This window comes from Virgibacillus sp. FSP13 (genome assembly GCF_054048505.1).
The window spans coordinates 1-20,552 of record NZ_JBSVKG010000006.1 but is presented as its reverse complement, the minus strand read 5'-3'; the positions used below and the strand labels follow the sequence as shown (position 1 = coordinate 20,552).

General features: G+C 38.7%; 22 protein-coding genes. 13 read left to right on the top strand and 9 right to left on the bottom strand.

Annotated elements, in window-relative coordinates:
* Positions 1 to 70: 70 nt before the first annotated feature.
* Positions 71 to 967, bottom strand: a complete 897-nt coding sequence (locus tag ACW2QC_RS07000) for a TIGR01777 family oxidoreductase (RefSeq protein ID WP_457543265.1) — start codon at positions 965 to 967, stop codon at positions 71 to 73.
* A gap of 142 nt (positions 968 to 1,109) precedes the next feature.
* On the opposite strand from ACW2QC_RS07000, the gene recX reads away from it, so the two are divergent.
* Entirely contained in the window at positions 1,110 to 1,928 is an 819-nt protein-coding gene (recX, locus tag ACW2QC_RS06995) for a recombination regulator RecX (protein WP_457543264.1), read from the top strand.
* A gap of 72 nt (positions 1,929 to 2,000) precedes the next feature.
* On the opposite strand, the gene ACW2QC_RS06990 is transcribed toward recX, so the two are convergent.
* Complete coding sequence (locus tag ACW2QC_RS06990; RefSeq protein WP_457543263.1) at positions 2,001 to 2,660, bottom strand: SDR family NAD(P)-dependent oxidoreductase; 660 nt, start codon at positions 2,658 to 2,660, stop codon at positions 2,001 to 2,003.
* Positions 2,661 to 2,757: 97 nt separating this feature from the next.
* Here ACW2QC_RS06990 and ACW2QC_RS06985 point away from each other — a divergent pair, with 97 nt between their 5' ends.
* Positions 2,758 to 3,090, top strand: a complete 333-nt coding sequence (locus tag ACW2QC_RS06985; RefSeq protein WP_457543262.1) for a YfhH family protein — start codon at positions 2,758 to 2,760, stop codon at positions 3,088 to 3,090.
* Between the two features lie 165 nt (positions 3,091 to 3,255).
* Here the strand turns inward: ACW2QC_RS06985 and ACW2QC_RS06980 are convergent, their stop codons facing one another.
* Positions 3,256 to 4,242: a metal-dependent hydrolase gene (locus tag ACW2QC_RS06980; protein ID WP_457543261.1), complete on the bottom strand. Its 987-nt coding sequence runs from the start codon at positions 4,240 to 4,242 to the stop codon at positions 3,256 to 3,258.
* A gap of 279 nt (positions 4,243 to 4,521) precedes the next feature.
* On the opposite strand from ACW2QC_RS06980, the gene mutY reads away from it, so the two are divergent.
* The 5 genes from mutY to ACW2QC_RS06955 all read left to right on the top strand — a co-directional run bounded on the left by mutY (position 4,522) and on the right by ACW2QC_RS06955 (position 8,780).
* Entirely contained in the window at positions 4,522 to 5,592 is a 1,071-nt protein-coding gene (gene mutY / locus ACW2QC_RS06975) for an A/G-specific adenine glycosylase (RefSeq protein WP_457543420.1), read from the top strand.
* A 105-nt stretch (positions 5,593 to 5,697) separates the two neighbouring features.
* Positions 5,698 to 5,868: a gamma-type small acid-soluble spore protein gene (locus ACW2QC_RS06970; RefSeq protein ID WP_106494572.1), complete on the top strand. Its 171-nt coding sequence runs from the start codon at positions 5,698 to 5,700 to the stop codon at positions 5,866 to 5,868.
* 117 nt (positions 5,869 to 5,985) lie between these two features.
* Positions 5,986 to 6,513: a nucleoside tri-diphosphate phosphatase gene (gene ntdP, locus ACW2QC_RS06965; protein WP_457543260.1), complete on the top strand. Its 528-nt coding sequence runs from the start codon at positions 5,986 to 5,988 to the stop codon at positions 6,511 to 6,513.
* A 198-nt stretch (positions 6,514 to 6,711) separates the two neighbouring features.
* Positions 6,712 to 8,481, top strand: coding sequence for an ABC transporter ATP-binding protein (locus tag ACW2QC_RS06960; protein ID WP_457543259.1), 1,770 nt, complete (start codon positions 6,712 to 6,714; stop codon positions 8,479 to 8,481).
* An 80-nt stretch (positions 8,482 to 8,561) separates the two neighbouring features.
* Positions 8,562 to 8,780, top strand: coding sequence for a hypothetical protein (locus tag ACW2QC_RS06955; RefSeq protein WP_457543258.1), 219 nt, complete (start codon positions 8,562 to 8,564; stop codon positions 8,778 to 8,780).
* Here ACW2QC_RS06955 and ACW2QC_RS06950 read toward each other — a convergent pair.
* The 5 genes from ACW2QC_RS06950 to ACW2QC_RS06930 form a co-directional block, all read right to left on the bottom strand.
* Positions 8,770 to 10,065: a glutamate-1-semialdehyde 2,1-aminomutase gene (locus ACW2QC_RS06950; protein WP_457543257.1), complete on the bottom strand. Its 1,296-nt coding sequence runs from the start codon at positions 10,063 to 10,065 to the stop codon at positions 8,770 to 8,772. The two genes, ACW2QC_RS06955 and ACW2QC_RS06950, sit on opposite strands and share 11 nt — an antisense overlap.
* A 185-nt stretch (positions 10,066 to 10,250) precedes the next feature.
* Positions 10,251 to 12,170, bottom strand: a complete 1,920-nt coding sequence (locus ACW2QC_RS06945) for an FtsX-like permease family protein (RefSeq protein WP_457543256.1) — start codon at positions 12,168 to 12,170, stop codon at positions 10,251 to 10,253.
* Positions 12,145 to 12,921, bottom strand: a complete 777-nt coding sequence (locus ACW2QC_RS06940) for an ABC transporter ATP-binding protein (RefSeq protein ID WP_457543255.1) — start codon at positions 12,919 to 12,921, stop codon at positions 12,145 to 12,147. The genes ACW2QC_RS06945 and ACW2QC_RS06940 overlap by 26 nt, the downstream gene beginning before the upstream one ends.
* Positions 12,922 to 13,068: 147 nt before the next feature.
* On the bottom strand, positions 13,069 to 14,100 hold the full coding sequence (locus ACW2QC_RS06935; RefSeq protein ID WP_457543254.1) for a sensor histidine kinase: 1,032 nt from the start codon (positions 14,098 to 14,100) through the stop codon (positions 13,069 to 13,071).
* Positions 14,097 to 14,798, bottom strand: a complete 702-nt coding sequence (locus tag ACW2QC_RS06930) for a response regulator transcription factor (RefSeq protein ID WP_457543253.1) — start codon at positions 14,796 to 14,798, stop codon at positions 14,097 to 14,099. Before ACW2QC_RS06930 ends, ACW2QC_RS06935 begins: the two co-directional genes overlap by 4 nt.
* A 116-nt stretch (positions 14,799 to 14,914) precedes the next feature.
* Here ACW2QC_RS06930 and ACW2QC_RS06925 point away from each other — a divergent pair, with 116 nt between their 5' ends.
* The 5 genes from ACW2QC_RS06925 to perR all read left to right on the top strand — a co-directional run bounded on the left by ACW2QC_RS06925 (position 14,915) and on the right by perR (position 18,408).
* Positions 14,915 to 15,352 carry an ion channel gene (locus ACW2QC_RS06925; protein WP_457543252.1) on the top strand — a complete coding sequence of 146 codons (438 nt, stop codon included), beginning with the start codon at positions 14,915 to 14,917 and terminating at the stop codon, positions 15,350 to 15,352.
* A gap of 58 nt (positions 15,353 to 15,410) precedes the next feature.
* Positions 15,411 to 15,878, top strand: coding sequence for a thioredoxin-dependent thiol peroxidase (gene bcp, locus ACW2QC_RS06920; RefSeq protein ID WP_457543251.1), 468 nt, complete (start codon positions 15,411 to 15,413; stop codon positions 15,876 to 15,878).
* Between the two features lie 123 nt (positions 15,879 to 16,001).
* The gene (locus ACW2QC_RS06915) at positions 16,002 to 16,949 is read left to right on the top strand and encodes a D-2-hydroxyacid dehydrogenase (RefSeq protein WP_457543419.1); all 948 of its coding nucleotides are present in this window, start codon (positions 16,002 to 16,004) and stop codon (positions 16,947 to 16,949) included.
* A gap of 1 nt (position 16,950) precedes the next feature.
* The gene (locus ACW2QC_RS06910; RefSeq protein ID WP_457543250.1) at positions 16,951 to 17,508 is read left to right on the top strand and encodes a cob(I)yrinic acid a,c-diamide adenosyltransferase; all 558 of its coding nucleotides are present in this window, start codon (positions 16,951 to 16,953) and stop codon (positions 17,506 to 17,508) included.
* Between the two features lie 456 nt (positions 17,509 to 17,964).
* Positions 17,965 to 18,408 (top strand): peroxide-responsive transcriptional repressor PerR, encoded by a 444-nt coding sequence (gene perR / locus ACW2QC_RS06905; RefSeq protein ID WP_457543249.1) that lies wholly within the window; start codon positions 17,965 to 17,967, stop codon positions 18,406 to 18,408.
* 169 nt (positions 18,409 to 18,577) lie between these two features.
* Here the strand turns inward: perR and ACW2QC_RS06900 are convergent, their stop codons facing one another.
* Positions 18,578 to 18,973: a YgzB family protein gene (locus ACW2QC_RS06900; protein WP_457543248.1), complete on the bottom strand. Its 396-nt coding sequence runs from the start codon at positions 18,971 to 18,973 to the stop codon at positions 18,578 to 18,580.
* Positions 18,974 to 19,238: 265 nt separating this feature from the next.
* Between ACW2QC_RS06900 and ACW2QC_RS06895 the strand changes: the two genes are divergently transcribed.
* Positions 19,239 to 20,111 (top strand): nucleotidyltransferase-like protein, encoded by an 873-nt coding sequence (locus tag ACW2QC_RS06895; protein ID WP_457543247.1) that lies wholly within the window; start codon positions 19,239 to 19,241, stop codon positions 20,109 to 20,111.
* Positions 20,112 to 20,552: the final 441 nt, after the last annotated feature.

Here is a 20,552-nt window from a genome sequence, read left to right as displayed (position 1 = left end):
ATAACCAAACCAACGTAGTCAATGAAGACTTAGGCTAGACAACTAAAGCTTTTTCAAGCCCCCACTTCAATCAGGCCGAAAGGCCGATAAGTGGTGGGTAGTTGACTGCATGCTCTACATCAGGATATGCAAACGAAAAATTGTTTGCCTCCGCTTTTTTTGGTAAAACATATTGTCCTTTTGTGATTAATTGGCTCATTTCTCCGATGCCAATCCGCATTAATGGAGATGGGGCAGGAAGCCAATGAGGTCGCTTTAACACATGTGCTAATATTTTAGTGAAATCCTTGTTTCGCTTTGGATTCGGTGCCGTTACATTTATTGGTCCTGAGATTCGTTCGTTTTGTAAACAGAAAAGAATGAGTTGAACGACATCTTCCACGTGTACCCAGGAAACCCACTGCTCTCCGTTGCTAATTTTCCCGCCGGCGAATAATTTAACAGGTAACCCCATATATGGGAGTGCCCCAGCTTCACCTAAAATAACACCAAAACGGGTATAGACAGTGCGGATTCCCATGTCTTCTGCTTGACTAGCTGTTTTTTCCCATTCCATCACAACATGGGCTAAAAAGTCGTCGCCAGGTTCAGTTGACTCTTCCGTAAAAATCATATCTTCTGACGTACCGTAAAACCCAATGGCAGACCCGCTAATGAACACGGACGGCTTTTGGAACAATTGCTTCATCCAATCAATCAGCAATTGTGTTGTGTTAAGCCTGCTTGTTTCGATCGCTTGCTTTTTCTTTTTTGACCAATAGCCAAAAAGTGATTCGCCAGCCAGATTAATTACAGCGTGGATAACGGGAAGGTTGCTGACGTTATGGTTGTATCCAATAAATGTATAGCTAGATGTATGTTTTTCAGGAAAACGTGTAAGTATGTAAACGTGATGATCTTGTTTCATTAATACTGTTGTCAGGTGTTGTCCAACAAAGCCGGTCCCACCGGTTAACAATACATTCAACTTGCTCACTCCTAGAGTAAATGATGTTATTTTTAAGATATGAATAAATGATAGTAACGATACCAAGTTATGTTAGGCATTTTGTGTATTTAATGGGCACTTGCACTTTTATTCTGTTAAAATTTAAAAAAGGGGGATGACGATGACTAAAAAGATTACCCGAATCACGACACAAAAAAAACAGAAGCATCGTTACAATATTTATTTGGAAATGGATAAGGGTGAAGCATATGGCTTTAGTGTGGACGAAGCTGTGCTGATTGAGTACCGATTACATAAAGGACTCGAATTAGATGAATCCATGATTGCCACACTTGTCAAAAAAGATACGTTACAGAAGTCATATACCCTTGCGATCAACTATTTAAGCTACCGAATGCGTACAAAAAAGGAAATTTACGATTATTTAGTAAAAAAAGAAGTAGAAGCAGAGCATATAACCAAAATTATGGAACGTCTGCAAAATGAAAATTTAATCGATGATCAACAGTTTGCGAATGCTTTTGTCCAAACACGCATCAATACATCGAATAAAGGACCGATGTTAGTAAAAAAAGAACTGCAGGAAAAAGGTGTTTCAGCAGTTATTGCTAGTCAAGCTGTTGAACATTACACCTATGCTATCCAATATGAAAAAGCACAAAAATGGGTGGAAAAGAAATTAAACCATAATAGCAAGCACTCCTTTCGCAAGCAGCTTCAACAAGTACAAGCAACATTAATGCAAAAAGGCTTTCAACAGGATGTTATTAAGGAAGCGCTAGCTGATGTCGATGATGAAAAGGATAACGATGCGGAATGGGACGCACTCGTTCATCATGGCGAAAAATTGATTCGGAAACATCAAGCGAAATTAATGGGTTATGAATTGCAGCAAAAAGTAAAAGAAGCACTTTATCGGAAAGGATTTTCCCTAGAACTGATCAATCAATTTTTAGATGAACATGTTACAGATAAATGACCGACCGAGAATCTTTAATATCATTCTCGGTCAACTAATTCATCCCGCCACAACGAATAGAAAAATCCCACTTTATTTATCCACAAAAATTTCCTTCCGACCGTCATCTTCCTGAAAGATTTGTTCCGCAACTACTTCTGGCCCTTTTAAGCCGGAAGCATCTTTTACATGGGTCGAATTGTCCCAAAATGGTGTGTTCATTCCGCCCATATAGACTGCAGTAATGCTGTATGGTTCATTTTCCCACTCTTTTTGCAAGCTTTCGGTAAACCCTCTGACAGCAAATTTGCTAGCACAATAGATTGATTCATTAACTTTTCCCCGAAGTCCAGCCGTTGAGATGATCGTCAAGATTCGACCTTTGCTTTCCATGATCAGAGGCAAGGCGGCTTGTACGGTTAGGATGCTTCCTTTAACATTTGTATCTAGTGTTTCATCAATATGGTTGATCGAATAGTCTTTTACCGGCCCAAAGATTCCGATTCCTGCGTTGTTAATAAAAACGTCAAGTTCACCGATTTGTTGAAAGGCAATCCCAACAGATGCTTCTTGACGTACATCACATAAAACAATTGCGGCCTGACCGCCTGATTCTTCTATCTCGTGCTGGACAATATGTAATTTATTATCTGTTCGTCCAAGTAAAAACACTTTATAACCATTTTTTGCATATTCAAGTGCAAGTGCTTTGCCAAGTCCGCTTCCTGCACCAGTTATCGCAACATTTGGCATGATTATTCTCTCCCTTATTCAAAAAGTGATCACGATCATTTCCATTGTCCTAAACTATTGGTAAAATGTAAATAGGCAGATGAAGGGAGAATGAGGAATGGATTACCGATATAGTGATTTTACAGTTGAACAGCTGCGTCAGGAAATTGGCCGATTGAAAGAAAAGGCACAAAAAGCAGAGCAGCTTGGAAATATTAGTGAAGTGGCAATAAATGAACGTAAGATGCAGGTAGCAATGGCATATACATTGAATCCAGAAGATTTTCATGCGAACGACATACATGAAATGAACGGAGACCCCGGGCATAAATTTAAAATTAATTATATAAATGGTGTGTTTGCATGGGGTCATCGGGTCAATTTACTTGATGAAACATACGAAAAAGAAGAAGCTGTACCCATTTCAATTTTGGGAGATAAAGTGGAATAAAAGCGCAAGCGCCCGTTAAGCAACGTACGGAGGTGAGAGAAGTCTCGCTAGTCGTTGGGCGCTGGAGCTGGACGTGGCTCGTCCTACCCAAGAACAAATTGAATCCTAAATTCCATATTTTAAAAGAAGGGTCTGACCTCTGCTAGTAGGTCAGACCTCAGTCTTTTAAACCGGATTATCGCCAATGAAAAGTTTATTTTGTAGTTTTTGTTCGGAATAAATCCAACCGGTGTACGAACTCAAGATCCGGAAGTTATCATCAACGTGTACGACTGCAACAAATGGGTAATGGCCCTTTGATCGATAACGTAAATCAATAAACCGTACCTCGGTAAAATCGTCAAACGTATTTATTTCCCAGCGATAAACGGGTGAGAAAGATAAAAAGGCAGCAACGTTTTTATTGGCTTGAGCAAGATTCATCAATTTTGTATTTGGTAATGGAATTTTATTGAACTCATCCACAATTTGAATATGACCATTTTCAACAGATCCAACATAAAATTTATCTGTAGTTGTAATTGCTACACGCCAAATGTTTTGTTTAATTGTTGGCGATGTCGCAATTTGTTCAACGCCGGAAAAAGAATCATTTATTTTTCTTACAATTTCTCTTTTATCGAGATACCGTTTAATATAATATAAGAAGATTACTGTATAAATAATTAACCATGTATAGCCTGGATTTGCGCCAAGTATCCATGCTATAATTCCAGCGATGTGTAGTAGAAAAATGTATGGATCAAATGTGTTGATAAACCCATGCGCGACCCATCGATTGGTGAATGGGCGATAAGCCTGGGTCCCATAGGCATTAAAAATATCGGTTAGCACATGGATAGAGACAGCTAAAAATGTCCATATCCACAAATGAAATAAATTTGTTTGCGGAACAAAAGCATGAATGATCCCGGCTATTAAAATGCCCCACATTAAAATGGCTGGAACCGAATGCGTTGCACCGCGATGGTTACGAATATATACAGCGTTGTTTTTCATTTTCAAAATGGTGTCAAAATCGGGTGCATGGGAACCTACAATCGTGCCAATAAAGACGGCATGAAATAACGTAGGATCTTGCTGCACAACGGGGTCAAGTGTTGCAATTCCCCCAAGTGCAATTCCCATCACGATATGGGTACCAGTATCCATAGAACTAGTTCCTCCTTAGGACTGTTTCGGGATGTAGAAAGGTAATCGTTACAAGCACTATAGAGGTTGTTTAAAAAGTCACCAAATAATAAGCGGCGAATTTCTTCGTTGGCTATTGACGTGACGTTCTTAGTCGACCTTGCTTCTAATTTGGCAACTTTTTGAACACGCACTATTATTAGCTGTATTGGTTTGTATTTTATGAACGAAGTTGTCGAAAATGTGTAGACGCTTCAATGTTTTACGCAATAATTGTACCATAAAGGATGAAGTATTTTGATAGATGAAAAGTTACGAAATTTCGACATTTCCACATTTCAACAGGATTTAATCGATTGGTATGAAACGAACAAACGTGATCTTCCATGGCGAAGAACACAGGATCCATATAAAATTTGGGTATCGGAAATCATGCTCCAACAAACAAAAGTCGATACAGTTATTCCTTATTTTCACCGATTTATTGAAAAATATCCAACCCCACAAGATTTAGCAGAAGCTGATGAACAGGATGTTTTAAAAACGTGGGAAGGTCTAGGTTATTATTCCCGTGCACGCAATTTACAAAACGCTGTCAGAGAAGTTGTTGCTGAATATGGTGGAAAAGTTCCGGAAAACAAAGCGCAATTAGGTTCTTTAAAAGGTGTCGGCCCTTATACGCAGGGTGCCATTCTTTCCATCGCTTATGATCAGCCTGAGCCTGCAGTGGATGGTAATGTGATGCGCGTATTTGCTAGGGTTCTGAAAATAGAAGAGGATATTGCCAGGCCTCAAACAAAGAAAATCGTTGAGAAATATGTTCATCAGCTCATTTCTACTGATAATCCTTCATCATTTAATCAAGGCATTATGGAATTGGGTGCGCTTGTCTGTACACCGAAAAATCCAGCTTGCCTACTTTGTCCAGTAAGAGAGCATTGCAGAGCATTTGATGAAGGATTAGAAGAAGATTTGCCAATTAAAACAAAAGGGAAAAAGCAAAAGACAATCCCATATGTCGCCTTATTAATAAAAAATAATAAAAATCAATATATAATTGAGAAGAGGTCGGAAAATGGACTGTTAGCCAATTTATGGCAATTCCCAATGGCACCAATTGGAGAAATAGGGATGGAACATATCGAAAATTGGGTTCATGGGGAATATGGCATCGACCTTCGTATTGGTGAGTACAAAGGTAAATTGAAACATGTATTTTCCCATTTGATTTGGCAATTAGAAATTTATAACGCAACAACTATTCAGGAGGAAACAACCGATGAACGAATAAGTTTTGTTGATCAGAAAGACATAACCTTATACCCGTTTCCTGTCTCCCACCAAAAGATGTTGAAGTATATAACGGATTAGAAATTAACGTATTGCAGCATTTTGCGGTAGGTTAAATTTACCAATATATTCTTTTGGATAACTTTTTGCTATGTGGAGATGTTAAGTAGTGCGGAGGTGATATAGATGGCTAAAAAACCTAATCAACAGGCTTCTGGTACAAACGTGCAGAAAGTAAAACAGCAAAATCAACAAGCAGCACAAGGCCAGGGTCAATACGGTACTGAATTTGCATCTGAAACAAACGCACAAGAGGTTAGAAAACAAAATCAAAAATCTCAACAAAATAAGAAGTAACTTTTACCTACCCCGATTTTTGCAAAAAGAGTTTCCTGCTAAGGAAGCTCTTTTTGTCGTTTTAGGCTTGTTACGTTATAATAGAAAAAAGAAGCAAAGTTAGGAAGGGAAGATATAATGGCTGGTCCCAATACAGGTTCAAAAATTCAAATACATAGTTATAAGCATAACGGACAATTACATCGCGTATGGGAAAACAGTCTCGTTTTAAAAGGAACGGAGTCGCTCGTGATCGTGGCGAATGATAAAACACAAGTACTCGAGAGCGATGGTCGAACATGGGTGACAAGAGAACCGGCCATATGTTATTTTCATGCCAAATTCTGGTTCAATATAATCGGCATGCTTCGTAATGATGGCATATATTATTATTGCAATATTGGATCCCCATTTGTATATGATGACGAGGCATTAAAATATATTGACTATGACTTAGATGTGAAGGTGTATCCTGATATGACATTCGATATATTGGATGAGGATGAATATGCTGAACATAAAGAACAAATGAATTATTCTCTCGTTATCGATCATATATTACATCAACATTTGGAATATTTGCTAAGCTGGATTAGGCAACGAAAAGGTCCTTTTTCTCCGGGATTTGTTGATCAGTGGTATGAGATGTATTTGACTTACAGGTGAAAAATAACTCAAGCGCTTAAGCCGTTTAGTTGCCACTCAGCCAAATACACCTTATAATTCAATACATGAAGAAACATGACTTTCGCTCATAAGGCATTAGCTTTAGGCAAACAATAGGTAATATAGATGAATGATCCTTGTTACAAAAAGTAGCAAGGCTTTTCTATTCATGGGAAGTAAAACGAGGTTGATAACGTTATGAACAGTATTAAGCAATACATGCAATTTGTTAAACCATATAAGTGGAAAATAATCTGGACCGTATTGATTGGTATACTCAAATTTGCTATTCCATTGTTATTGCCGCTCATTTTAAAATATGTCATTGATAACATTATTGGCGCCAATGACATGAGTGATTCGGCAAAAATCAACAGGCTCTTCTGGGTAATGGGAATCGCGTTTGTCGTTTTCCTTGTCTTGCGTCCGCCAATTGAATATATTCGACAGTATTTGGCGCAATGGGTTGGGAACAAAATCCTTTACGACATAAGGGATCGGCTGTTTGATCACATCCAAAAACTTAGCCTAAGATTTTATTCTCAGACAAAAACCGGCGAAATTATTTCCCGGGTAATACATGATGTCGAACAATCGAAAATTTTCGTGATAACTGGGTTAATGAATATATGGCTCGATTTGATTACGATACTTATTGCCATTGGTATCATGCTGACAATGGATATTCCGTTGACAATTGTTGCAATCATTCTCTTCCCTCTGTTTGGTTTTTCAATAAAATATTTTTATGGGAAATTACGTCGATTAACCCGTGAACGCTCACAAGCATTGGCCGAAGTACAGGGACATTTGCATGAAAGGGTACAAGGAATTCCGGTAACAAGGAGTTTTGCTTTAGAAGGTTATGAACAAGAACAATTTGATAAACGAAATGTGAACTTTTTAGATCGGGCGATTAACCATACCGATTGGAACGCAAAAACATTTGCCGTTACAAATACAATCACAGATTTAGCGCCTTTACTTGTTATATCTTTTGCTGGGTATCAAGTAATTAACGGTAATCTGACGATGGGTACAATGGTTGCGTTTGTCGGGTACATGGAACGGGTTTACAGCCCATTGCGTCGGTTGGTCAATTCCTCGACAACGTTGACACAATCAATTGCTTCCATCGACAGGGTATTTGAATTTTTAAATGAAAAATATGATATAAAAGACAAAGCAGATGCTCAAACATTGAATTCTGTCGAAGGGAAAATAGATATTGAGCATGTTTCTTTTCAGTATGAATCAGAGGAGCATTATGTATTAAAAGATGTATCATTACACGTTAAGAAAGGTGAAACGATCGCATTTGTTGGTATGAGTGGAGGCGGAAAGTCAACGTTAATCAGCTTAATTCCACGATTTTATGATGTAACAGAAGGCTCGATCAAAGTGGATGGAGCGGATGTTCGCGATGTAAAAGCTCGTTCATTACGTGACAATATCGGTATGGTTCTACAAGATAATACATTATTTAGTGAATCGATTGCTATGAATATCCGAATGGGAAATCCAGATGCAACTGATGAAGAAGTGAAGACAGCGGCAAAAGCAGCGAATGCAGACGTGTTTATTCGCGATTTACCACAAGGCTATGACACATTAGTAGGTGAACGTGGTGTTAAATTATCCGGTGGGCAAAAGCAACGCATCGCAATCGCCCGTGTATTTTTAAAAAACCCACCAATCCTGATTTTTGATGAAGCAACTTCAGCACTTGATTTAGAAAGTGAACACACCATTCAGGAAGCGGTTGAGAAATTAGCATCTGAACGGACAACATTTATTGTTGCACATCGACTAGCAACTATAACCCATGCTGATCGCATTGTTGTTATTGAAAACGGTGAAATCAGCGAGATGGGATCACATGAAGAATTGATGCAACGTCAAGGAAGTTATTACGATTTGTATCAAGTGCAAAACTTAGATCAGCCAGATTATATTGGTACAAAATGATGAGGTTTAATAAAAGCTCCCCCCTAATTTTTAAAGTGGAACCCATGTCAAGGACACTTTATTTTGTTGGGTGGAGTTTTTTGTTTCTTTTTGGTGTGTGTGGGTATCGGTGTGGGCAAGGGGGATCGGCGGGAGAGCAGAAACATCGTTCCGAGAGCGAGGAACATCGGCGGGAGAGCAGAAACATCGTCCCGAGAGCAGGAACATCGGCGGGAGAGCGAAAACATCGTCCCGAGAACAATAAAAAAGTGCACCCCTCTAATTGGGGCGCACCAACCAATATCAACATCACTTACTAGCCATTTCAGCAAATGCCTTGCCGACAGCTTCAACAGTCAAATCAATATCTTCTTCTGTATGCTCAGTAGTTAAAAACCATGCCTCATATTTTGATGGTGCAAGATTGATACCTTGATTTAGCATCAATTTAAAAAATCGTGCGAATGCATCGCCATCACTAGCTTCTGCATCAGCATAATTTTTAACTTTTCCATCACCAAAATAAACGGTCATTGCACCACATAAGCGGTTGACAGAAATTGGAATTCCAGCTTCGGAGGCTTTTTCTAAAATTCCTGCTTCCAGTCGTGCGCCTAGATGATCTAATTTGTCATAAACGCCTACTTCCCCTAAAACCTCCAAGCAAGCAATTCCTGATGCCATTGATGCAGGATTTCCGGCCATTGTTCCTGCTTGATATGCAGGTCCGAGTGGTGCGACTTGTTCCATGATTTCCTGACGTCCACCATATGCACCAATTGGTAAACCACCACCGATAATTTTCCCCATTGCGGTCATATCTGGTTCAATACCGTATACTTGTTGGGCACTTCCATATGTAAATCTAAATGCCGTAATAACTTCATCGTAAATAACGAGTCCACCGGCGTCATGTGTGATCTCATTGACAGCCTGCAAAAACCCTTCCTCTGGTTCAACAATCCCGAAGTTGCCAACGATTGGCTCAACTAAAACAGCGGCAATCTCGTTTCCCCATTTTTTGATAGCTTCTCGAAATGCATCAAGGTCGTTAAATGGTACTGTAATGACATCAGCAGCTACAGCTTTTGGTATCCCGGCCGAGTCTGGTGTGCCAAGTGTTGCCGGACCAGATCCAGCTTGAACTAATACGGAATCAAAATGGCCATGATAAGAGCCAGCAAATTTTATTACTTTTGTACGGTTTGTATAAGCCCGTGCGACTCGGACCGTTGTCATGACAGCTTCGGTACCGGAATTAACAAAGCGTACCTTATCCAATGAAGGGATTGCCGATTTCAACATCTTAGCAAATTTATTTTCCAAGGCGGTTGGGGTACCATACAATGTTCCATTTGTTGCCGCGTATGAGATTGCCTCCGCAATGTGTGGATGTGCATGCCCTGTAATAATTGGTCCATATGCAGCTAAATAATCAATATATTTGTTACCATCGACATCCCAAAAGTATGCACCTTTAGCATGTTCCATGTAGACTGGTGCACCACCACCAACAGCCTTATAAGCACGCGATGGCGAATTGACACCACCAACAATATGTTCAAGTGCCTCTTCATGTAACTGTGTTGATTTTGTAAAATCCATAAAATATAAATCCTCCTGAAGAAAAAATTTCGTTGGACAAGGGGGACATGGGGACAGGTTCCTTGTCCCAACGAGAATCCCCCGTCCCTCAAGGCGAAAGGAGTGGGACACTTAACCTGTCCCCATGTCCCGGGACGGGAACTGACTATGTCCCGCCGCCGCGCCCTTGTCCTACGGTGTTCATTTTACATGACCTTTTTCAATTTGGCTGTGTAGACGTTTCGGATGATAATAAAGTTTATTAGGTGGACAACGAAAAAGAATAAGATAATGATTATGCTTGGGAATAGGACGGAGGCTGCCATCATGTTTTGCAAGGCTTTAAAGGCGAAACCAGCATGGACGACAGCAACTAGAAATGGGATAAAAAATAAAAAGCCGAGTTGTCGTGTGGCAATTTTCCGCATTTCTTTGTCGGTAAGTCCGATCCTGTAAAGCGAATGATAATAGTGTAAATCGTTGTCGATGCCCTGGTACATGCGAAAATATAAAATAGATCCCGCAGCTAAAAAGAATAGGACACTTATAAATATACCAAAAAAGAACAAATAAGCCATCCCATCTTTCATCGTTGTATAGTAATCCGCTTGTGAATCTGGATAAACCTCCTCAGCATCCAACTCTAATAAAATTTGGTTCGTCTCCGGAATGTACGAAACCCAATTTGGGATGTTCATGGAATACATATTGATTATCTCACTTCCGTCACCAGTTTGCATGAATTGGTCAAACCGCTTGTCAGATACAACGATATTAAATGTACTATAGATAGTAGCATTCAGATAAGATTTGGCAGGTTTAACCGACAATGGAACGGATTTATTTTTGGTTGCTACCGTCAACTTAGAAGGCAGACTCCACCTGTTAGTACTAAAAATGTAATCGGGAATTAGTATAGTTGCTTCCTCATTAGTCACCTGAAAAGGAACATCTTTTTCATGAAGTCTGGCAATTGCTTGGTAATCCGATAAGGCAAAAATCCGAACATGTACATCATTCCAATAATCATCATCTGATTGTAATATTCCTTGTATCGATTGGGCTTGTTGATCGTTGAAGGCTATTTCTTTTTTCTTGAACGCATTGTTGATAAAAGCTACTTCCTGCTGAAATGCATCTGTGTTCTGCTCTCCTTTACTGACTACCGACACATCTTCTGGAATAAACCGCTCTGCTTCAGCTTCAACACTATGAAATAAGCCAAAAAGAACCCCTGAGGCTGTAAGGGCAACCGCACTTAGCGTTGTCACCATGAATAATAACCGAGCATTATCTTTTAATTTGTAAGCCAAGTCAGCAACAGTAAGTAAATTCAATCTCCTAAAATAAAATCCCTTTTTCCGCTTTAAGGTCGTAATAAATGCAATGCTAAACTGGCTAAATAGCAGATATGTTCCTAAAACAACGAAGAACAGAATAGGTAGCATATAAATAAAAATTGTAAACACAGTGGAAATATATGCAAGGTAATAGCCTGTACCAACAAGTCCAACTCCTAATATGCTTAATACCCACGAAAATTTTGGTGCCTTTTTTGGACCTTTTGACCCGCGAAAAACATCCATAATGGAATTGGTACGTAATGTCCATACAACAGCCAGTGAGTTAAGTTCAAACATGATAAAAAATAATACTGCCGTCAAACCGATTGCTCTTAACGATAAATAAAAGGGTAAAATTTGGTCGATTCCTAATACTTGTGAAAAAATCATTAAAAATAATTTCGTTAACAAAGCTCCAAGTAATAAGCCAGTAGCAATGGAAGCAACACCGATAATTGTATTTTCCAGCATGAGCATTCGATTTAGCTGTGACTTACTAATGCCAAGTGTTGTCAAGAGGCCATATTCTTTTTTTCTAGATTTAATGAATGTACCTGTAGAAAACAATACGAACAAGAAGGAAAATCCATAAATAAGCATTTCGGATAATATAATTGCTTGCTGAATGATATAACGGATTTCGATCTCTTGGATGTCGGGATGGAACACGACAACGGCATACATGAAGAAAACGGTCACAGCAAATGTACAGCTTAAAAAATAGCTTAAATATTGCCTCGTATTTCGCTTCACATTGTTAAAAGCGAATTGTCTGAAGGTCATCCGTATTTCCTCCTAATAATGACTGCACATTCAAAATGTCCTGGAAAAATGTCTGACGGTTTTCACCACGGTGGATTTCGTTAAATAATTTTCCATCTTTAATAAAAATAACCCGCTCTGCAAAACTTGCTGCAAAGGGATCGTGGGTTACCATCACAGTCGTTGTATGATGTTTTTGCTTCAGTGTGGACAATGCCTCCATCACCTGCAGTGACGATTTTGAATCAAGATTTCCTGTTGGCTCATCAGCGAAAATAACGGTTGGGTCATGAATCATTGCCCGGGCAATCGCCGCCCGCTGCATTTGCCCACCAGATACTTCATATGTTCGTTTGTTCAAAATACTGTCGATGCCAAGCTGTTTAGAAATCGCGGTAAGCTTTTTTTTCATCACATTTACTTTTTCTCCCAAAAGCGTTAAAGGTAATACAATATTTTCGCCAACTGTTAAGGTTTCAAGCAAGTTATAGTCTTGAAAAATAAATCCCATTTCTTGACGGCGAAACGTTGCCAATTTATTTTTCGACAATGACAAGATATTTTTACCATTGATTATCACGCTTCCAGCAGTTGGGCGATCGATCGTGGCCAACAGGTTTAATAAAGTCGTTTTTCCACTTCCGGATGGGCCCATAATCGCAAGAAATTCTCCTTTTTCCACGGTCAATTTAAATTGATTTAACGCTTTATGTTGCACACCGCGTTTTGAACCATATACCTTCGATAGGTTTTCTGCTACAAGTACGTCCATTTTCATACCTCCCTGAGGACAATAATGCTATTCATAGTTTACCGTAAATCTGCTCATATAACCTATTGCTTTTTCTTTCATGTAAAAAAAGAAACCTTGCAAAATTGTAAGGTTTCTATCGTCCAACTCCTGTTCAACATATAAAAGCTAGTTCACTTCCGCATTTCCAACCGTGTTCTCAAATGTAATCGTAACCGTTGTGCCGACATTTTTTTTCGAAGTGATCGTGATTGTATGTCCAAGTGCTTCACATATTTCCTTTGATAAATACAAGCCCATTCCCGTTGATTCGCGAAATGTTCGACCATTCATCCCAGTAAAAAACGGTTCGAATACGCGTTTGATATCCTGTGATGGAATACCATGCCCGCGATCACGAACGTGTAATGCGAGATTTTTACCGTTGACTTCAGCTGTAAAATAGATTTTTTCCGAGGTATCATGTGAATATTTGATCGCATTGGAAATAAGCTGATCCAGAACAAACCTGAGCCATTTCTGATCGGTTGCAACAATAAGCGTTTCATCAATTGATAACTCTGGGAAGACCTGATTACGGATAAAGCTGGATTTGAATTCTTGGATCGCATCTTTAACCAATGTTCGAAGTGCAAGTTTTTCCACATGAAAATCACGATCAAACTTTTGCAGACGCGACTGATATAATGCTAAATCAAGCCCTTGTCTTAATCGCTCGGTTTCTTCCTGCATACTTTGCAAGAATTCCTCGGGCAAGTGCAATTTTTCTTTTTGTAGCGTTAAATCCATTACTGACACTGGTGTTTTCATTTGGTGAACCCATTGCTGGATGAAATCAAACCCTTGTTGTTTGTGTGCCTCAAGTGCTTCTACTTGTTGGCGATAGCTGATGTATTGCTGTTCGTGTTGTTCTTTCACATGTTCGAGCAAATGATTAGGTGGATCGGGGAACCAGGAATGATCCAGCTGCTCGGTATCCTCATTTGATAGCTCGGTATAAAAATCACGAAATTTATGATACCGAAAACCAAGAAAGATCAGCAAGAAGCAGGTTGGTAACAAAAACATGTAAACGATCATGCTGGAACCCATTGATACATCAAGGCCTACTAGCGTTAATTGGGCTGTTAAAATAACTAATGCAAGCTGCGAATAAAAGAACAAAATAAATGGTACTTGATCACGCAAAAAATGCTTCATTCTGTTTCTCCCCATGTATTTATCATTTTATAACCAGCACCTCGAACCGTTTGAATGCTATCCTGAATGCCAATATCAGCAAGCTTTTTGCGCAAACGAGTAATATTGACAGATAATGTGTTGTCATCCACAAATTGTTCATCGTCCCAAAGCTTTTCCAATAAATAGGTTCGTGACAATACATGATTTAATTGATCGATGAATGCCTTTACGAGTACGAACTCATTTTTCGTCAGCTGAGTGGATTGTTCCTGATACTCGATTTCCATTGCGGTTAAGTGTAAGTGGAACCCATCTATTTCTTGAAAATCCGCTTGCCTGGAAATCGCATATTCTCCGTAAATACGGCGGATAATGCCTTTGATTTTTGCCTGGACAACGTCGAAATTAAATGGCTTTGTTATATAATCATCTCCACCATTTTCAATTGCCATTACCTGATCCATGCCACTATCACGGGCTGACACAAAGATGATGGGGCAATTTGAAATGCTACGGATTTGCCTGCACCAGTAAAAGCCATCATAGCGTGGCAGGTTAATATCGAGTAAAACAAGGTGTGGATCGAGTTGCTTAAATTCATCGACAATCGCCTCAAACTGCTTGGCAATGGTAACTTGATATTCATATTTTTCTAAGTAATCTTGTAAAAGTGCAGCGATTTTTGGGTCATCTTCGACTAAATATATACGTTTCATGCCAACCATTCCTCTCTACGTCATATCCTATCGTATTACACTAGAAAAATAAATGACAAACTAGTCTGTGGATAAGCATATGAATAGAATAAAGTATGAAAATAGAAGGGGAATAGATGGGTACGTTATCATGGATTGCTATAATCGTTATTTGTTTGATTGTCATTGCCAGTTTAGTTGGATTTATTCGTGGTGGGAGATTCCGTTTCCAAGTAGAAATGCGGGAAAGTCGTTTCTCAGCGGAAATTTTTTATACATTGCTCGTTATTTACAGCATTGTCATTATTGGCTTCGGGCTGATTTACTTTATACTATCGCTTCATCACATTACCCTAGTTGAAAATGGTGAACTAAAGGAAGTCAGCATATTCGGTACGTTAATTCACTCTTTTTACTTTAGTGGGGTAACATTATTGACGATTGGTTATGGTGATATTACGCCGATTGGCATTGGAAGACTCATTGCGCTTATTGAGGCATTGATTGGCTATGTACTGCCAACTGCTTTTGTTTTGAAATTGGTGCAAAATTCACATGAGGGACGTAAAGATTAGCCTGATGTTTGGTGGAATGATATAGTGAAAACAGAATATATTGTATGGAGGGTTTTATATGACAGTTGAAGTTGGAAAAGCGGCACCAGATTTCACACTACCAAATCAAGACGGTGAACAAGTAAGTTTGACAGATTTTAAAGGCAAGCATGTTGTCCTATATTTTTATCCAAAAGACATGACACCAGGCTGTACAACAGAAGCATGCGATTTCCGTGATCAGCACGAAAGTTTTGGAGAATTGGATGCAGTTATTATCGGAGTTAGTCCAGATCCTATTGACCGTCATCAGAAATTTATCGATAAACACGATCTGCCATTCCTATTATTAGCGGATGAGGATCATAAAGTAGCAGAGGAATATGGAGTTTGGAAGCTAAAGAAAAACTTCGGTAAAGAATATTATGGAATTGAGCGCTCAACCTTCATAATCGACAAAGAAGGAAAACTGCAAAAAGAATACCGTAAAGTACAAGTCAAAGGACACGTTGAAGAAGCACTAACATTCATCCGCGAAAATTTATAAGTGGGACATGGGGACAGGTTAGGTGTCCCAGTCCTCGCGCCTTGCAAATTAAGAGATTCTCAACGGGACAAGGGACCTGTCCCCATGTCCCGTTTAGGAAATTGTCAGGAGGAAGCAAAATTGATGATCCTTTTTTCTGCAAAACTATCTAGTAAACATCAAACAAAACTAGCACAACATTTTCCAGATCAACATTTTCGATTCCATGAAAATATGAATGAGGCGAAAAATGATTTGGCTGAAGCGGAAGTTCTTGTAACATTTGGGGACGATCTGACAGTAGAGCTACTTGCGAAGGCGAGAAATTTAAAATGGATAATGGTTCTGTCAGCAGGGATGGATCAGATGCCACTTGCTGCAATTGGCAAGCGAAACATCTTAGTGACCAATGCACGCGGAATCCATAAAACCCCAATGTCAGAGTATGTTATCGCCATGCTCCTGCAAGTTTACCGTCAGGCGAAAACCTTAATACACAACGAAGAAAATCATCATTGGGATAAAGGGGTACATATGCAAGAACTAACCGGAAAGACAATGCTAATCGCTGGTGCGGGTGCAATTGGACAGGAAGTAGCGAGGCTTGCGAAGGCCTTTCAAATGAAAACAATTGGCATTTCCAGAAGCGGCAAATCGGTCGACTTTTTTGATGAAAATCACTCGACAGCAGAATTGACAACATTACTTCCGGAAGCAGATATTGTTGTATCTGTTCTACCAAGCACACCAGAAACAAAGCAATTTTATACGTATGAACATTTCCAACTTTTGCCAAATCATGCAGTCTTTTTAAATATGGGACGTGGGAGTGCTGTAGATGGTGATGTGTTGTTACAAGCCGTACGCGAAGGTGAAATTACCCATGCCATTTTAGATGTATTTGAAATAGAACCACTTCCAGAAGATCATCCATTTTGGCAAGAAGAAAGCATTACCGTTACACCACATTTGTCAGGTGTTTCCAAACAGTATATAACACGTGCATTAGAAATTTTTGGCCATAATCTGAAAACCTATCAAAAAGGGGAAACAAATTTTATCAATTCAATTGACGTAACCAGGGGGTATTGAGATGCGTATTTATACAAGATCAGGGGATAAAGGATCAACATCGCTCATATATGGCAAGCGTGTTCCGAAGAATGATTTACGTGTGGAAGCATACGGTACTTGTGATGAGGCAAATTCGATGATTGGCCTTGCTTTAAGCTTTTTGGAAAATGAAAAATGGGAAGAAAAAGAAGCATTTCTGAAAGTTATGCATCGTGTGCAGACAATTTTGTTCCATGTCGGTGCAGAGCTAGCAACACCAAACGATAAAGAAGTAAAGTGGAAGTTGAAACAAGCGTATATCCAGGAATTAGAGGATCAAATTGATACATGGGATAAAAATTTGAAAATGCTACACAACTTTATTCTGCCATCTGGTCATCGTGCTTCAAGTGCATTGCATACGGCACGCACAATTACAAGACGAGCAGAACGGACTGCAGTTGGTTTAGGTGATGAACTGCCGAATCCACTTGTCGTATCTTATTTGAATCGCTTATCAGATTTTTTATTTGTTGCAGCGCGGTATGTAAATCAGAGCTTGGGTGGCGAGGAAATACCACTGCAAGCAGACGTTTAAACAATGGTAAACGAGCAGTACGTTCTGGAATAGGAATGTGCTGCTCGTTTTTGGTTAAATTAGTGATGACAATGTTATAATGAAACATTTTTCATAATATATATAGAAGAGAATGTTTTAGTGGTAGGCTGCACTTGGATGTTTATGGAAAATGCATTTTTAAAAAAACTGTTCCCATCGCTATTTAGAAGGTAGTGTATCGATGCAAGTTGAAATCCGTGCAGATTTTGCTTGCACTTAAATCCTTAAAACGCCGCTACTTCATTCTCTGTGGTATAGGATGTGACATATGAAGTCGATCTTGCTGTTCATTTGCTAGCTTTTTTGAACACGCACTTGTATTGACAGAACATTGTTAGAGCAGGTACACTAATTATAAGAATTACAATTTAATAATGATATTATAATTATATTGTTAGAGGTTGTACTAAATATATGAAAGCGAGGTGCATGACGATGTCTGAACAAAAATTACGTGAAGCAATCGACACGCTAAAAGAATCAGGCGTACGGATTACACCACAGCGTCATGCGGTTCTTGAGTATCTTCTAAATTCCATGATCCACCCAACAGCGGACGACATATATAAAGCACTCGAAGGGAAGTTCCCGAATATGAGTGTCGCTACTGTATATAATAATTTACGGGTGCTACGTGAAATAGGGTTGGTTCGTGAGTTAACATATGGTGATTCCTCAAGCCGATTTGATTGTAATACATCGAAACATTATCATGTTATCTGTGAAAACTGTGGCAAAATTGTTGATTTCCACTATCCTAGTTTGGATGAAGTGGAAGCACTGGCAGAACAGGTGACAGGATTTAAGGTTAGTCATCACCGAATGGAAGTTTACGGAAAGTGTGAAGACTGCCAAAAGGTAGCTACACAAAAACATTAACACAATATGATCCCATAAAAAATCCAGGTGCTAAAGCGGTTAGCATCTGGATTTTTTATGATTGATTACGGGGACGAGTAGGGCGCGTAAAAACCAACAGGAATTGCTTGAACATCAACTGGAACATTTGATACTTTACCTCAAAAAATAAATCCACCAGAACGGCGGATTATTTTTTACCAGGTTTATTCTTCTCTTTTAATTCTTTCCGATAATGTCTTGAATTATATTTTTCATCAAACTCTTTACCTTCTAAGTCCTTGTCGAGTGTAAGTGGTTGTTTACAGTGCATGCATGCATCAACTCGTCCAAGCATTTTTGTCGGCTTTTCGCAGTTTGGACAAATAATTGGAACAGCGCGCGTTGATAGCATTCCAATCCAAAAGTAAACGACACAGCTAAAGACAACAAAGAGCACACCTACAATGAAAAAGACGGACATCAGCCAAGGGATTTTTTTAGTTAAAATGCCACCATACATTAAGGCAATGCCGGCAAAGATTAAGATCAAAGCAAACGAACGAATTTTATTTATTTTACTAGAATAGACTAATTGTTGTGCCATATCTATCCTCCTTCTATATCACATAAGCTAGTATAGCATATTTCAACGTATATTTCGTTCCTAAAAGAGTGTGTTCAAAAAGTCGGTAAATTAGAAATAAGCTAATGAAGGAAATTTATCTAGGCTCATAGTGGGGTGAATTGATGCGCAAAAAGTCCTTTATTCTTGATAACCGAACGTAAATTTCCATTTTCCTTCTGTGTAAAAAAGGATATTACAGTTTTTTAGCGAATTATATTAGTATACATGTATTGGAGGAATCAAGATGGAAGATTTGCTGAGACCCATTTATCAGGAACGAGCTAGTGATGCAAATACACTTGGCGTTTTATTAATTGAAAAGATGAAACCAAATAGCCCAATTACAGATAATTTTGATGTCATTTTACTTATTGTTGTGAAGGATGCTATTCAACCGTGGCATGTGAAGCATTATGAATTCGACGGTAAAACAGCTGCTATGCATATTGTTACCAAAGAACTGCTTATGAAATGGATCGATACAAGCGGATACCGAAAAGCGATCGCTTGGCTTATCTATGGGAAGGTTATTTTTGATCGCAATGAATTTATCGCTAATTTCAAGGAACAGTTGAGAGAATTTCCGCATGAAAAGCGAAATCTGCGCAAGGCAATCGAATTTGGAAAACTAGTTCGAAGCTATACTGATGCGAAAGATTTATATGAATCTGCGCAATATAAGGATGCATATAGTCGGATAGTCCATTCCTTGCACTATCTTGCCCGATTAGCTGTAATTGAAAAAGGATATCACCCCGAGGTAACGGTTTGGAGCCAGGTAAAACAAATCGATTTGGAAGTGTATAAATTATATGATGAATTAATCGGTAGCAATGAAGAACTAAAGAAACGTGTCCAATTAATGATTCTGGCTACAGATTTTGTAATAAGTAGCCGTGCAGAAGTATCTGCCAAACATTTATTAGATATTATTCGCTCAAAAGATGATGCATGGACATATGGCGAATTAAAATCTGATCCACTTGTATCGCCATATGCACTCGATTTAACAGCAATGATTGCATATTTGATCGAAAAGGAAATTATCCAAACGGAGTTAACAGAAACAAAAGGTGTAGGCGTTTATCATCGTAAATATACTGCCAAATCTGTATGATAGAAAAACAGATTATGTTTGTCTCAAGTAGTACATTTTATTAATTTGGGAATGGTTCCTCAACAAGGATCCCACCTTTAAATTTCATTAACAGATGGATTGACCACTTGTTGAGGAAATCTCCCTCCATATGGGTCCAGTTATATAGGAAATAATAGATGGATAGATTTTTTTTACTTTTACTTTGTAATCCTGGTTATTTTAATAAGCGATGTGTCTATTTAGGTTTCGAACAGAGTTTCTCATTAAAAAATCGGGTTTTAATATCAAACGAAAAATTTATTTTGTAAATTCCATTGACTTTATAAACTGTGCATGGTAAAGTTAATTCCGTCGTCAAAAAGGAACACAACTTAGGGCGACACGGAATATAAAAAAATAAAATTTCTTGTTGACATGTTAACGGGGAATATGGTATTCTAATAAAGTCGCTGTTAAAAG

Excerpts from the sequence above, each read along its gene's own strand:
- recX (WP_457543264.1), top strand. The coding sequence starts at position 1,110 with ATGACTAAAAAGATTACCCGAATCACGACACAAAAAAAACAGAAGCAT.
- ACW2QC_RS06990 (WP_457543263.1), bottom strand. The coding sequence starts at position 2,660 with ATGCCAAATGTTGCGATAACTGGTGCAGGAAGCGGACTTGGCAAAGCA.
- ACW2QC_RS06985 (WP_457543262.1), top strand. The coding sequence starts at position 2,758 with ATGGATTACCGATATAGTGATTTTACAGTTGAACAGCTGCGTCAGGAA.
- ACW2QC_RS06980 (WP_457543261.1), bottom strand. The coding sequence starts at position 4,242 with ATGGATACTGGTACCCATATCGTGATGGGAATTGCACTTGGGGGAATT.
- ACW2QC_RS06970 (WP_106494572.1), top strand. The coding sequence starts at position 5,698 with ATGGCTAAAAAACCTAATCAACAGGCTTCTGGTACAAACGTGCAGAAA.
- ntdP (WP_457543260.1), top strand. The coding sequence starts at position 5,986 with ATGGCTGGTCCCAATACAGGTTCAAAAATTCAAATACATAGTTATAAG.
- ACW2QC_RS06960 (WP_457543259.1), top strand. The coding sequence starts at position 6,712 with ATGAACAGTATTAAGCAATACATGCAATTTGTTAAACCATATAAGTGG.
- ACW2QC_RS06950 (WP_457543257.1), bottom strand. The coding sequence starts at position 10,065 with ATGGATTTTACAAAATCAACACAGTTACATGAAGAGGCACTTGAACAT.
- ACW2QC_RS06945 (WP_457543256.1), bottom strand. The coding sequence starts at position 12,170 with ATGACCTTCAGACAATTCGCTTTTAACAATGTGAAGCGAAATACGAGG.
- ACW2QC_RS06940 (WP_457543255.1), bottom strand. The coding sequence starts at position 12,921 with ATGGACGTACTTGTAGCAGAAAACCTATCGAAGGTATATGGTTCAAAA.
- ACW2QC_RS06935 (WP_457543254.1), bottom strand. The coding sequence starts at position 14,100 with ATGAAGCATTTTTTGCGTGATCAAGTACCATTTATTTTGTTCTTTTAT.
- ACW2QC_RS06930 (WP_457543253.1), bottom strand. The coding sequence starts at position 14,798 with ATGAAACGTATATATTTAGTCGAAGATGACCCAAAAATCGCTGCACTT.
- ACW2QC_RS06925 (WP_457543252.1), top strand. The coding sequence starts at position 14,915 with ATGGGTACGTTATCATGGATTGCTATAATCGTTATTTGTTTGATTGTC.
- bcp (WP_457543251.1), top strand. The coding sequence starts at position 15,411 with ATGACAGTTGAAGTTGGAAAAGCGGCACCAGATTTCACACTACCAAAT.
- ACW2QC_RS06915 (WP_457543419.1), top strand. The coding sequence starts at position 16,002 with ATGATCCTTTTTTCTGCAAAACTATCTAGTAAACATCAAACAAAACTA.
- ACW2QC_RS06910 (WP_457543250.1), top strand. The coding sequence starts at position 16,951 with ATGCGTATTTATACAAGATCAGGGGATAAAGGATCAACATCGCTCATA.
- perR (WP_457543249.1), top strand. The coding sequence starts at position 17,965 with ATGTCTGAACAAAAATTACGTGAAGCAATCGACACGCTAAAAGAATCA.
- ACW2QC_RS06900 (WP_457543248.1), bottom strand. The coding sequence starts at position 18,973 with ATGGCACAACAATTAGTCTATTCTAGTAAAATAAATAAAATTCGTTCG.
- ACW2QC_RS06895 (WP_457543247.1), top strand. The coding sequence starts at position 19,239 with ATGGAAGATTTGCTGAGACCCATTTATCAGGAACGAGCTAGTGATGCA.